The 13,373-nt window shown below is 39.9% G+C and carries 16 protein-coding genes; all 16 read right to left on the bottom strand.

All coding sequences use genetic code 11. The features are described 5' to 3' along the window. Positions 1-1,084 precede the first annotated feature (1,084 nt). The 16 genes from panD to kdsA all read right to left on the bottom strand — a co-directional run bounded on the left by panD (position 1,085) and on the right by kdsA (position 13,324). A complete protein-coding gene (panD, locus tag G496_RS0112865; protein WP_027179634.1) occupies positions 1,085-1,429 on the bottom strand; it encodes an aspartate 1-decarboxylase in 345 nt (114 codons plus the stop codon). Between the two features lie 178 nt (positions 1,430-1,607). After that, on the bottom strand, positions 1,608-2,126 hold the full coding sequence (locus G496_RS0112875; protein WP_027179635.1) for a hypothetical protein: 519 nt from the start codon (positions 2,124-2,126) through the stop codon (positions 1,608-1,610). A gap of 18 nt (positions 2,127-2,144) precedes the next feature. Further along, a complete protein-coding gene (locus tag G496_RS0112880) occupies positions 2,145-2,441 on the bottom strand; it encodes a MoaD/ThiS family protein (RefSeq protein WP_245577924.1) in 297 nt (98 codons plus the stop codon). Positions 2,442-2,557: 116 nt separating this feature from the next. After that, on the bottom strand, positions 2,558-3,475 hold the full coding sequence (locus tag G496_RS0112885) for a manganese-dependent inorganic pyrophosphatase (RefSeq protein ID WP_027179637.1): 918 nt from the start codon (positions 3,473-3,475) through the stop codon (positions 2,558-2,560). 75 nt (positions 3,476-3,550) lie between these two features. Continuing rightward, on the bottom strand, positions 3,551-4,228 hold the full coding sequence (locus G496_RS0112890; RefSeq protein WP_027179638.1) for a PTS sugar transporter subunit IIC: 678 nt from the start codon (positions 4,226-4,228) through the stop codon (positions 3,551-3,553). Positions 4,229-4,262: 34 nt separating this feature from the next. Next, positions 4,263-4,730: a PTS sugar transporter subunit IIB gene (locus G496_RS0112895; protein WP_027179639.1), complete on the bottom strand. Its 468-nt coding sequence runs from the start codon at positions 4,728-4,730 to the stop codon at positions 4,263-4,265. Between the two features lie 7 nt (positions 4,731-4,737). Further along, complete coding sequence (locus G496_RS0112900; RefSeq protein ID WP_027179640.1) at positions 4,738-5,160, bottom strand: PTS sugar transporter subunit IIA; 423 nt, start codon at positions 5,158-5,160, stop codon at positions 4,738-4,740. Between the two features lie 23 nt (positions 5,161-5,183). Next, positions 5,184-6,065, bottom strand: coding sequence for an RNase adapter RapZ (gene rapZ, locus G496_RS0112905; RefSeq protein WP_027179641.1), 882 nt, complete (start codon positions 6,063-6,065; stop codon positions 5,184-5,186). Positions 6,066-6,079: 14 nt separating this feature from the next. Beyond that, on the bottom strand, positions 6,080-6,529 hold the full coding sequence (locus G496_RS0112910; RefSeq protein WP_027179642.1) for a PTS sugar transporter subunit IIA: 450 nt from the start codon (positions 6,527-6,529) through the stop codon (positions 6,080-6,082). Between the two features lie 4 nt (positions 6,530-6,533). Then, positions 6,534-7,076: a ribosome hibernation-promoting factor, HPF/YfiA family gene (gene hpf / locus G496_RS0112915; RefSeq protein WP_027179643.1), complete on the bottom strand. Its 543-nt coding sequence runs from the start codon at positions 7,074-7,076 to the stop codon at positions 6,534-6,536. A 48-nt stretch (positions 7,077-7,124) separates the two neighbouring features. Beyond that, positions 7,125-8,540, bottom strand: coding sequence for an RNA polymerase factor sigma-54 (gene rpoN, locus G496_RS0112920; RefSeq protein ID WP_027179644.1), 1,416 nt, complete (start codon positions 8,538-8,540; stop codon positions 7,125-7,127). 542 nt (positions 8,541-9,082) lie between these two features. After that, positions 9,083-9,805 carry an LPS export ABC transporter ATP-binding protein gene (lptB, locus tag G496_RS0112925; protein WP_027179645.1) on the bottom strand — a complete coding sequence of 241 codons (723 nt, stop codon included), beginning with the start codon at positions 9,803-9,805 and terminating at the stop codon, positions 9,083-9,085. Between the two features lie 38 nt (positions 9,806-9,843). Beyond that, a complete protein-coding gene (locus tag G496_RS19740) occupies positions 9,844-11,397 on the bottom strand; it encodes an LptA/OstA family protein (RefSeq protein ID WP_245577925.1) in 1,554 nt (517 codons plus the stop codon). Between the two features lie 7 nt (positions 11,398-11,404). Next, positions 11,405-12,001, bottom strand: coding sequence for an LPS export ABC transporter periplasmic protein LptC (gene lptC, locus G496_RS0112935; protein WP_156900651.1), 597 nt, complete (start codon positions 11,999-12,001; stop codon positions 11,405-11,407). Further along, a complete protein-coding gene (locus G496_RS0112940) occupies positions 12,001-12,522 on the bottom strand; it encodes a KdsC family phosphatase (protein ID WP_027179647.1) in 522 nt (173 codons plus the stop codon). The genes lptC and G496_RS0112940 overlap by 1 nt, the downstream gene beginning before the upstream one ends. After that, positions 12,512-13,324 (bottom strand): 3-deoxy-8-phosphooctulonate synthase, encoded by an 813-nt coding sequence (gene kdsA, locus G496_RS0112945; protein WP_027179648.1) that lies wholly within the window; start codon positions 13,322-13,324, stop codon positions 12,512-12,514. The genes G496_RS0112940 and kdsA overlap by 11 nt, the downstream gene beginning before the upstream one ends. Positions 13,325-13,373 lie beyond the last annotated feature (49 nt).

The following is a 13,373-nucleotide window of genomic DNA, read 5'->3' on the forward strand; positions in this document are numbered from 1 at the left end:
TACCTCAAATTTTCAATCATCTCAGCACCTTGTTTCCTCAGTGCGGTGTGGGAATCTAAGTGAACCCGCACCCGATGTCAACAACTTTTTAAGATCTTTTTTTTCAGTTCAAATCGAAGCTACTCTTAAACGTCATACCCGTCAGGGCTGTATTCGTTTTAAAACCTCAACTCGTCCTATATTAAATGATCTTAGCACCTTACTTCCGTTTGGCGCGGAGAGAGAACCTATTCGGAACCCCGTCCAGTGTCAACAACTTTTTGATTTTTATTTTGCTCAAGCTCTATTTATATAGATGCTTGATTCAAGCGATGCTTTTTAAACTTATTCCAGCTCGTTTGCATCGATCTAAATATCAAAAAGTTCAATGATCACGTTGCCTTACTTTCGTTCAGCGCGGAGATGAAACTTAGTGAATCCATCCCCGAGTGTCAATCACTTTTTAAAACTTTTTTTGAAGCGTTCAAACAGTTTGCTTGAAGCACTTCAGCAGGCGGCAGGGACTAATCAAAGTATGCGTTCTGCTCTCTTAAAATTCTAAAAAGTTTAATGATCACTGCGCCTTACTTTCGTTCAGCGCGGAGATGCAACCTAGTGAAACGTCCATCTCCTGTCAACCGTTTTTTTGCTTTAAAACAAAAAAAACCTCAGTCGCCCGCGAGCCAATTTCTGGCCCTCAACAACCGGGAAGCAGGTTCTATAAAAACTAACCAACTCAGTCAATACGTTTTTGAATTATTATTGCTAGATCTTGAATGGAGATACAACGGGGAGAAACTATATAAATAGATAAGCCTAGAAAAGCTTTAGAAACAACCATAAAACATAATAATTCTAAGCCCCCATATAGTCGCATAGCTGCCCCACTACTCAGTTTAGAAAAATGAGCAGAACATGGACCACCGACCATCGACACTGTACTTGCTACATTAAATAGTTATAGGGCTAGGTATCCTTTATAAAGAATAGAGAGGCAGGAATTGTTCGTGCCGCTCAAACATTGCAGCAATCGAGGAGTAAGCAAGAAATTGCTATAACTAGTACTCAAAAAAAAGGCGCGATTCTTATCGCGCCTTCAGGTGACCTATTTAGGTTTATTGCTTTCATCAAGCAAAATGACATTAGGATGATGCTGCTTGATTTCTTCATCATCAAGCCATGTATAAGTACATACAATAATCTTCTGTCCTGGTTTACCTTTATGAGCCGCAGCTCCATTCAAACAGAATTCACCTTTTTTGCCTTCGATTGCGTAAGTTGTGAGACGTTCTCCATTATCGACATTTAAAACATCAACACGCTCAAATGGAACTATCCCTGCTAATTTAAGAAGTTCAGTATCAATAGAAATAGAACCTTCGTAATCAAGGCAAGCCTCAGTAATAGTGGCCCTATGAAGTTTGGACCGTAAAAGACAGCGTTTAGCCATCGTACACTCCTCCTATGGATGTATACTTTCGCTATGCAAAAAAAGGCGGATAGCACGGAGGGTTGATATTTGCAAACATCAATACCCCAAACGAAAAAATAAACATTCTTAAAGAGGAGACAAGCGCGATAAAAAAATTAGATGAAATGATAGCCTTTAACTATTCAAATGATGGTACTTAATTCTGTTTTAAAAAGATTCTTTTATGTCTGATCCAAAATAAGAGCAAAAAACCAGCAGCTAAAATAGATGCACCCTCCGGGATCGGTGTCGGAGAATTCGTTATGTCACCCTTGCTATAAAACCATTTTCCGGAAGAATAAGTATTTGTTCCTGTTAGATAGGAACCTTCAGCTATCTCAGCCCACTCAACTGAAAACTCATTAAAAACATTTGGAGCTTCAAAATAAATAGTAGGTAAAACTTCCTTAACACCTGCAATGCTCGAGCCTGTAAGGATAACGCTTGAATGAGTCTCATCAGCGTAATCCCAGCTCCACCCTTCTAGGCTTTTACTGCTGAATTTAACATTCTTTATAGATACATCATCATTCGTAACCCACAACTGCATCTTGTAAACGCCTGAGGACTCATTATACCAATTGGAACCTTTAATTGTGGAAGCGATGGAATTGCTAGCAAGAGAAAGCAAAAAGATTAAACTAAAAAGAATTAAAATTTTGTGATTCTTGTTCATATCGCCTCCTAATTATTTTCACCCACCGCCTACAGCGGGAAAAATTCCCAAACGATCACCATCTGATAAAACAGAATCCAAGCCTGATGAAATCCCATTTATGAAAATTATTTTAACATCATCAGTATCAATACCAATTTGATTTAAAACATCTTCAACTTTTGAATCTTGCGATATTGGAAATTTGTCAGCATTTTCCGGACACTTATCAGCAAGAGTAGCATAACATAATAAATTTATATTCACTTCTAAACCCTCATAAAATCTAAACCATTTAACATTATATTTAATGTACTTTTTTATAACTATTGTCAAATAAATATTTTCCTACACCAGATATAATCTATTTATGACAAGTTTAAATTTTAAGCAAAAAAAATCCCCCGCCAAAAGGCGGGGGATAAATAAAACCTAATTGAAAATCTAACGGCTTAGGCGAAAGCTTTTTCAAAGTTAGGAACAACCTGTTTTTTACGGCTCATTACACCGTCAAGCCATACGGATGTTCCTTCAGGAGCAACACCGAAAGCTTTTTCAACAACTGCAGGATTATCAGAAACGATCAGCATTTCTGAACCTTCCTTCATGATGTCAGTCAAAAGCAGGAAGCAGCTGTGACGACCGTCGGCTTTAACTTTTTCAAGTTCAGCGTAGAGGTCAGCTTTAATGTCATCAAATACGGAAAGATCAACAACTTCAAGCTGTCCAATACCGATTTTGTTACCGGACATATCGAAGTCTTTGTAATCACGGAAAACGAGTTCATTCATTGAAGCACCAGCAACAGCGGACTTAACGTTGAACATTTCCATTCCAAGAGCAGTTACGTCTGCAACACCGGCAATTTTAGCCAGTTCTTCTACAGCAGCTTTATCAGCATCGGTGCAGGTTACAGATTTGAACATAACTGTATCACTAAGAATTGCACAGAGAAGAACTCCAGCTACTTCTTTAGGAACTTCTACATTGTAGAATTTGTACATGGAATTGATAACTGTACCGGTGCAGCCTACAGGCCAAACCCACATTTCGAGGGGATTTGAAGTTGTAACATCACCAAGTTTGTGATGGTCAACAACTGCAACAACTTCACCCTTATCCAGGTTATCAAGGCTCTGAGCAAGGTCAGAGTGGTCAACGAGGATGATCTTTTTGTCAGTAGCATCGGTTACAACTTCAGGAGCTGCTACACCGAACTTTTCGAGAACAAAAGCTGTTTCAGGAGCGAGTTCACCCTGTGCAATAGCTTTAGTTTCTTCTTTAACTTTAGACCAGAGGTCTGCCATAGCAATCGCGGAAGCGATAGTATCGGTATCCGGATTTTTGTGTCCAACAGCATAAATAGCCATAATAAAATTCCTCCTCAAAATTTGCTAGCTTAGTTGAGCTTGTGTCTTCTATCACAATCTTTTTGTACTGCCAAGTCATACAGGAACAGCGAGTACAAAAAAGCCAGATAAAACTATACCGAATGCCAACGTAGCATAGGCTTTACGGAGCCTAAGAGCCAGAAGGCCTCCAAGACTTGCGGCAATCCACAGATAGGACCATTGAAGATCAATGGCTGCAATGGTCAAACCCCATTTGTGAAAAATTGCCCGAAGCACATAATAAAGAATCAGTACACTTGACCAGAAGAAAAAGAAAGAGGCAATAAAGGTTCTAAAAATGGAAGAATAAACAAGCTCACCGGGGATAGGATCATTCGTGCTCCCCTTCCGTGCCCAGTTAATCAGCTTCTGGTAGCCTTTATTGTGCAACTGCCTCAAAGAAGATTCTATCAAAACTCCAATTTTAGCTAAAGGCATACATGCCAATAAGACCAACGCAATTTGACGCGCCTGAGTAAATTCAAATTTAGTAACGAGAACACATGCAGCTAATGTAGGAGCTATAAGCTGAGGAGGGATATAAGTACCAGCGGGTATATTATCGAGCCAAAAAAGTTCAAAGAAAATAGCAATTCCAAGACTTGCCGAATAATCTCCAGTCAGGGCACCCCATAGGAAGCCGATCACAAGAGGTCTTTCAAGCAGACCTATACTTATTGAAGTCCTGAATAGTGAAAACAGCGCAAAAAAAAACTTACACCCGCCAGCCATAGGGGAAATATGCTCTGCCAGTCAATTAACATGCTCATGAGAACCTCACCTGAACAGGATCATTGGGGACACATCGGAAATCCAACTCAATACCTATGTTAACGAAATATCTAAGACATGATTCTTCTTCGGAATTTAAAGCAACGCTCGGAGAAATCTGTTTTTTACCAGGACTATAGTGAATGTTGCCAATATTTAGGGCATCAAAGCTCAATCCTTTATCCAAAGCTCGCTTAACATCATTGCAGGATGAAAAAATAATTAAGTAACTTGAATTCTCTGATGACGAATCAAGCTTGGCAACGGCTTCGGAAACAGCATCAACCCGAGTAAAGATGCAATTTACAGATTGGGGAATAGCAAGCGACATAATCTGCTGCTGCAAACTGTCTTCAGCAGTTTCATCATTAGCAACCAGCAAATATTTAGCATGAGTATATGGTAACCAGGTTTCGATAATCTGACCATGAACAAGCCTGTTGTCAATTCTTACCCACTGCATGACAATCCTAGCCTTTTTTCCTTTTTCGCAACATTTCTCCGGCCACAACAATTCCCTTGATACCGGCCTGAAGAGCCTGCTCCGCCATTTCATGCAGAGGGTCTTCTCTACGCTGTAGGGCTTTCAGCAACACAGGAAGGTTGACACCACTCACAACTTCGACCTCATCAGAAAGAAAAGATAGGCTAAGATTGCTTGGAGTCCCTCCAAACATATCAGTAAGGATCAATACTCCCAGACCTGATTTTACTTCTGCAACAGCTTTTTTGATGGAATCAACAGCGGCATCCATCCCTTCAGAGACATCAACACTCAATCCAACACAATTAGCTATAGGACCGACTATCAATTCCGCAGCCTTTATCAAGGCTTTTCCAAAGTCTCCGTGTGTAACAATGACAATTCCATTACTGCCGGCGGTTTCACTCATTTTTTTACCTAGAAAAACTGGTATTAATCCAGATCAATATGTTTATGCTCAATACTTACTGAATACCCGCAGGAACTCAGATCTGCATATATAGTCTCGGCCACGGCTACGGAGCGGTGCCTTCCACCGGTACACCCCATTGCAAGGGTGAGTCTATACCGCCCTTCTTCTTCATAAAGTGGCAATATATACTTAAGAAAGTTAAGGTATTTATCAATAAAGACAGACCCCGGTTCTTTACCAAGAACATAATTCAAAATTGATTTATCCTTACCGGACAAAGGGCGTAATTCAGGCTCAAAATAAGGATTGGGCAGAAAACGTAAATCCATGACCATATCCGCTTCGGTAGGCACATCATATTTAAAACCGAAGGACATGACATGCACTCTCAACCCTGAGCCTTTTTCTGTTAAAAAGACCCATTTTTCCTGAATTTTTCTACGTAGATCGTGTATGGAAAAATGGGTGGTATCAATTATGAGATCAGCTTCATTGCGTAATGGATTTAAAATAATTTTTTCTTCCTCAAGAGCCTGTTCAAGACCTATGGCTTTAGACTCAAGAGGGTGAGGTCTTCTGGTTGTCGCAAATCTTCTGACCAGCTCAGGAAGCCTCGATTCGAGAAATATTAAAGCTGGATTAATACCCTTCTCAACAAGTTCGTTTCTGGTCTGTGACCACTCTTCGACAAAATTTTTCTGCCTGAGATCCATACCAAGGACTAATCCACGATATGTTATGTCATTGCCTTTAAACAACTTGACCAGACGAGGCAGCATACTTGCCGGAAGCCCGTCAACACAGAAAAATCTCAAATCCTCAAAAACTTTGAGGGCTGTTGATTTACCTGCTCCGGACATACCACTTACAACAATGACCGGAAAAGAATCCGCGCTATCCACCTCTGCCTCCGCAATCAAACGCTTTGAAGAACCTTCCAAAGATCATCTTTACTTTCAGTCTGCATAAAAGCTTTCCTGAAAGCATCATCCTTAACCAGTCTGGAAATCTGAGCCAGAGTTCTTAAATGAGAACCGGCACCCTGCTCAGGAGCCAGAACCAAAAAGAAGATATGACATGGTTCGTGGTCAAGTGAATCAAAATCAATACCCTTCTCACTTCGACCAACAACAACATACATATCTTCGATGGAGTCAAATTTACCATGGGGGATGGCAATGCCATCCCCTATGCCTGTTGTACCTAATTTTTCACGGTCAATAAGGACCTTGTAAGCTTCGTCAGGGTTCATATCAAGACCTGAATCTATCAGGACCGAAACCATTTCCTTTAGAACACCTTCCTTGCTATCACTTTCAAGTTCATGAATAACAAGATCCTTTGCCAAAAAAGCACCTATTTTCATTATACTAATATCCTGGGTCTATTAAACCGAAATCGCCATTATCACGACGATAGATTACGTTTATTCCCTCGCTGTCAGCATTGCGGAAAACGAGAAAATCATAGTCTAATGAATCCAGCTGTAAGGCGGCCTCTTCGACCGTCATTGGCTTGGGTTCAAACTGATCCGACTCGACTATACGCGGAGGTCTGTGTTCCTTATCTTCAAGGTCAAAACTGATCACATCCATCCGAGCCGATGTAACTTCACTACGCCGGTAGCTGCGCATCTTTTCACGCATCCGCCTCAACTGGGCTTCAAGCTTATCAAGGACCATATCAATAGTAGAATACATATCTTCAGACTCTTCAAATGCAGAGATGTGAATATTGTCTGAATAAAGTACAACTTCCGATATATGCCTGAATCTATCCACGGAAAGATTCACCTGCAACTCAGTATTATCTGGATTGGTAACAAACTTCTCAAGCTTGCTAAAACGGGTATTTGCATATTCCTTCAGATGTTCAGACGGATCGAAGTTCTTAAAAGTGAATGCTACGTTCATAAGGATCCTCCTTAAGTTAGGGTGAATATGCTATTCCAGTATAACTGGCTAAAAGACCTTCTTGCGCTTGGAAGAAGATTCTATACCCAGCGCGGTTCTGTATTTGGCTACCGTCCTCCTTGCAATATTAATTTCAAGCTTCTCTTTCAGATATTCAGCAATTTTTTCATCACTATAAGGCTTTTTGGGATCTTCTTCAGAAATAAGCTTCTTTATCATGGCCTTTACTGATTCTGAACCTACCTGTGAACCGTCATCCAATTCCAACGCACTGTTAAAAAAGAACTTAAGTTCAAAGACACCATGAGGGGTCGCAACATATTTATTTGTTGTTATCCTGCTCACAGTAGATTCATGCATATCAATATCTTCAGCCACTTCCTTCAGAATTAAGGGTTTGAGCTTAGTTACACCATTTCTAAAGAATTCATCCTGAAACCTTACTATTGATTCAAGAACTTTAAATAAAGTCCTCTGCCGTTGGTAAAGACTCTTCATGAGCCATTGGGCAGACCGCATCTTATCCTGAAAATATTCTTTATCGGCTCCCTTTGCAGCTTCTGTTGTTTCCACATAAAAGGAATTCATCTGCAATTTCGGCAGCCCGTCATCGTTTAGTACAATAACAAATTCTCCATCATACTCATAAACATAAGCATCAGGACTGATATAGAAAGGGTCACCCCCGGAAAAACTTGCACCGGGAAGCGGGTCCAGAGTCTGAAGCAAATCCAGATAGCTTTTCAAATCTTCCATGCTCAATTTAAATTTTCTGGCCAGAGGCTTATAACGCCTTCTTTCCAGATCTTCTAAATGATCACGAACCAGAGAAACTAAAATAGGATCGTTGTCCAACTTTAAAACTTCGAGCTGTACGGTCAAGCATTCTTTTGGTGTTCTTGCTGCAACACCAACAGGATCAAACCTTTGAATTCTATGAAGAACTGATTCAACCTCATCGACTGAAGCAGAACAGATCTCACTTATTTCTTCAACCCCTATGCAAAGATAACCGACCTCACTCAAGTTACCTATTATGGCTTCTGCTATTTCACATTCTTTCTCAGTAAAATCGGAAAGAGTCATCTGCCAGCCAAGATGGCCATCAAGCGTTGTCGACTTGGTAAGACGGGCATCATAAGATAGACCGTCTTCATAAGCTTCAGACTCTCTAACTATTGATTGCTTGGAAGAGCTGGAAAATTCTCCCAGATAATTCTCCCAGTCAGCATTCTTCATCAGCTCTTCAGTCTCTCCACTTGCGGAAGACTGATCCTTGTCACGAGCTTCAGAAACCTCCTTCTCTTCATATTCTTCAAGAAGGGGATTTTCCATGAGCTCCTGCTGAACTGTATCCACAAGCTCAAGACGGGAAAGCTGTAAAAGCTTGATCGCCTGTTGCAATTGTGGAGTCATCACAAGTTGCTGAGTAAGCTTAAGCTGTTGTCTTAATTCCAATCCCATATTTTACCATTACCAATAAAGTCTTAACACATTATTTTTATTAACTAAAAAAGCATTAAACAAAGAAAAAAGAAAAAAAATACATTTTTAAAGAATAATATAAAATACTACTTGATTTTAGAATGACATACTTAATTAAATCTTGCAACAAAGAGTATGAATATTACTGTAATATATAGTTTTTTATAAAAACAATTTTACACATGAAAAAAGTGTACCAATGTTCTGAACGCCTGTAAATCTACAAACTATAAATTACTTTAAAAACAATTTTGAAGATACGCTAGCACCACTCGATATAACCACCTAAAAAAATTATTTTTTTAGATAAGCACCATAAGTATAATATTGAATATTTAAAATAATTAAAATTCGAAATAGCTATCCAAATCCATTAGTTAGAAACAAAATTATTATCTAAAATTAGGAACGATCATTTTTTCCCAAAATCCATAAAAAAAAGACAGAATTTACACTATGTGCAAAAATCCTGTCTCAATTTAAACCTATAAAAGCTTTTTATCAGCACTAAAAAAACATCGCTACAACCGAAAACTATCTCCCAGATACAAACGTCGAGCCTTAGTATTCTTTACTATATTTTCAGGAGCTCCACTCAAAATAACCCGCCCTTCATAAACAAGATAGGCTCTATCGCATATTGTCAGTGTTTCTCTAACATTGTGATCTGAAATCAAAATCCCGATTCCCATCTCTTTCAAAGTGGAAATAATATCCTGAATCTCGATAACAGCAATAGGATCAATACCGGCAAAAGGTTCATCAAGCAGAATAAACTTGGGATTGTTAATTAGAGCCCGGGCAATTTCCAGTCTGCGCCTTTCACCACCGGACAGGTACATCGCTTTTTGATCTGCCAGACGCAAAATACCAAGCTGATCCAAAAGTTCATCCGCTCGCTTTGAAACGTTTTTAGATGATATTTTGGTATGTTCGATTATTATTTCAAGATTTTTACGTACTGATAATTTTTTAAAAATAGAACTTTCCTGCGGAAGATAACTCAATCCATGCCGCGCCCTTTCATGAAGAGGCCAAGTGGTTATTCTATGTTTATTAAGATAAACATCACCCTCAGTAGGCTTTACCACGCCAACAAGCATGTAAAAAGTTGTTGTTTTACCTGCGCCGTTAGGGCCGAGTAATCCCACAACTTCCCCTTCATCAAGTTTAAGGCTGATTCCTCTGACAACTTCTTTAGGGCCGTAAGATTTGACTATTTTATTTGCTATTATCGAAGGCATAATAATTCCGGAATAGTTACTGGTTCAACATCAAGAGGCTAAGGGGAAACATCCTTCGGAGTGAAGAAAATAGCTTCTACAGGTTTATCGCCACCGATAACTTCGCTTCTGCTGTCTTTCAAATAAAATTTGATAGTCTTTCCCTGAACAATATTTTTGCCATCAGCAAGTCGAGCTTTTCCATCCATAATAATTATAGACTGATCAACTAAAAATGTAAGCTTATCACAAGTCCCTTTGCGATTACCCATTACGACGTCAACATTTCCATAAGCAACAATTTTTTTAATTTTATTACTTGCATCATTTAAAGATTCGCTCCCCTGACGCAGGAAAGCTGTCAAGGAATCAGAAGTCAGAGTAATATCAAGTCTGGTAACTTTTACATTTCCTAAAAAGGTTACCTGATTTTTGACTTCACTAAAGGTCATCTTTGTTGAGACGATTTTAATCGGAACCTGATCCTTTGGAGAAGCTTTCTGCTTTTTGGCCGAATCATCAGACTTTATCTGCTTAGGAGCCTCGGCCTTCAAATAAGTACCATAAACATACCCGATGGCCTGCGATTTATTGTGAACAGCTGCGCCTGACTTATAAACCGGATACCATTTTCCCTCAGCCTGTCCAACCAGAACAGTGTCACCTTTTTCAAGCTTACCAACTATCAGCGAATTAACGTCAGGTTCGGAACGAAGATTCAGCACTGTAGAGGGATACATTTTTTTTGTGGGTAGAATGTCTTTAGCCTTTACAGCCGCTGATTTATCCTTTTTTACGGATGCTATAGTCATCCCTGAGAGTTTCTTATTCTCAATACTTGAAGGGTATTGAGCAAGAAAAGGCCCCCAGACATATCCCCAGACAGGAGTATTTTTCTGAACTGCTGTATCTATTCTATAAACAGCAAACATACCGTCATGCTCTTCACCAACCTGAACCCTATATCCGGGGAAAAGAACTCCAACAGCTTTTGCTCCTGCTGACGGCTTGGCTATTACCGAAACTTTTCGTACAGCATAGCGGATTGTTGAATCTGAATTATCAAGATCAACATCCGAGGATTTGATAAACCCGATAGCGCGACTTTCTGCTTCAACCTTCTGTCCGCTTTTAAAAACAGCATACCAGCCTTCCCGCAAAAAACCGACCTTGATCTCATCACCTTGTTTTAATTCACCGGCAACTTTTGATTTTTGAGATCTCTGAGCAAAATATTTTATTTTCCTACCAATATATCGAACATCGCCCCAGTCTACAGTCTCTGCAGATTTAGGAGCTGTGGAGACAACTTTTTCGGAAATAAAACCGACAGGTACAGACTTTGCTTTTGCAAAAGCAGGGTAAACTGAATACCAACCCTTCTTTGCCTTACCTACTTTAAAAACTTTTCCAGCAGAAAGAATCCATGAAACAGAAGAGTCATAATTCGGCTTTTCTCTAAGATTTGCAATTGTTCTGGTAACCATAAGGTTTCCTGAAGCTGCGAAAGATGCAGCAGAAAAGACCAGTGTTACAAAAAAAATAAGTATTACCGGGATAATGAAAGATATTTTGGGGAAGATTCTGGTAAAGTTGTTCATAGCTTTTTTCAAATATTGCTCACTTCTGCTTAGATGTGGTTAGAACATCAGGAGAAATCAAGGCTTCAACATTATTATCAACTGTTATTTCACGTGTTTTTAAATTTACGCTGACCTTAGGGGCCTCAACAAACAGCGAATGACTGTTCAAAATAACATTGCCATTTAAGATCAGAAAATTTTTTTTCGGATTAAAATGAAGATTTTCAGCTTTTAAAGCTAACTCCCCATAATGACCGCGAACATTTTTCCACAAACGAAGTCCTTTACCTTTCTGGCTGACTTCACCGTGAACAGCTCTGACCACAACTTCCTTGCGATCACGTCCAAGAAAATAAGTTACTTCAGGTTTATCGGCAATAACAAGTCCCTTCTCCTGATCATAATCAGCACTACCGGCTTTAAGCTTCCATTCAATATCGCCGCCGGTTCCCTGAGTAAGTTCGATACCATCCACGGAAACATCAGAAGTCCCGTTACTTCTCACGGGAGGAGCTTTTATTTCCTGCCTGATACCATAGAAAACAGGGTTATAATGCCGGGCAAGATAAGCTCCGACAATAACGCCACAAACAAGCATGGCTATGCCAAGGCCCCAAACTCTGCGCAGGCTCATTAAAAGGCCCACTCCTTCCAGACTTTTTCAAGAGTACCCTGACATTGCATTATAAAGGATAGAGCTTCACGGACAGCACCATTACCGCCTTTCCTTGATGATATCCATCTGGCAAGCCCTTTTATTTCAGGCTGAGCATTGGATACAGCCATAGGTAATCCGACTCGCTTCATAACAGCAGCATCAACCCAATCATCACCAACATACGCAACCTGTTCCGGGCTTAAATTTTTCATAACTAAAAGTTTTTCAAAAAAAGGAACTTTACGAGGGTTGCCCGGATAATAGTCGGTGATACCCAGCTCTGTTATCCTTGTCCTTACGGCTTCGTTATCAAGACCTGTTATAACAGATATTTCAAGTCCGGTGGATTGAGCCAGCTTAATTCCTAATCCATCCTGAACGTTGAACCTTTTTGAAATATGTCCCTCATGGTCATAATAAATTCCCCCATCAGTAAGGACACCATCAACATCCAGAATAATCAGCTTGATATTTCTGGCGATATCTTCAGCACGCATAATTGATGCTCCATCCTGAAAGCAGATCTTTTATCAGGTTTTCAGTTTTAGAAAGCGGCCAGCTGTTAGGACCATCACAAAGAGCTTTGTCCGGATTAGGATGCACTTCCATAAAAACACCGGATGCTCCGGCTGCAACAGCTGCTCTGGCCAGAACAGGCACAAACTCTCTCTGTCCGCTGGAACAGCCGTCCCCTCCGCCCGGAAGCTGAACAGAATGAGTGGCATCAAAAACAACAGGACATCCAAGAGACTTCATCAATGAAATGGAACGCATATCAACAACTAAATTATTGTATCCAAAACTTGAGCCTCTTTCTGTAAGCCAAATTTTTTCATTACTTGTAGATTTTATTTTACCTACAACATGCCGCATATCAGCTGGAGCCACAAACTGTCCTTTCTTAACATTAATGACAGCTCCGCTACGGCCTGCTGCAACAAGAAGATCTGTCTGGCGGCACAAAAAAGCCGGAATCTGGATAACATCTGCAACTTCTCCAACAGGTCCGGCCTGATCAGGAGTATGAATATCCGTTACAACCGGAAGACCTGTCTCAGATTTAATCTTTTCCAGCCATTGCAGCCCCTTTTCCATTCCAGGACCTCGAAAACTATCTACAGATGTCCTATTGGCTTTATCAAATGAACTTTTAAAAACTAAAGTTAAATCCAAACGTGATGCTATTTCAGCAAGACATCTGGCAGCTTCAAGCGCAATATCAAAACCTTCAAGAGCACAAGGGCCTGCTAAAATAAAAGGACCGTGTAAACTTTTTTGAAAAAGCTCATCAGGAGTCAAATCAAAATCCCCTTTATTAAAAAATGGCTAGAGAAATTAAACACTATAC

Source organism: Maridesulfovibrio bastinii DSM 16055, from assembly GCF_000429985.1.
Classification (GTDB): Bacteria; Desulfobacterota; Desulfovibrionia; order Desulfovibrionales; family Desulfovibrionaceae; genus Maridesulfovibrio; species Maridesulfovibrio bastinii.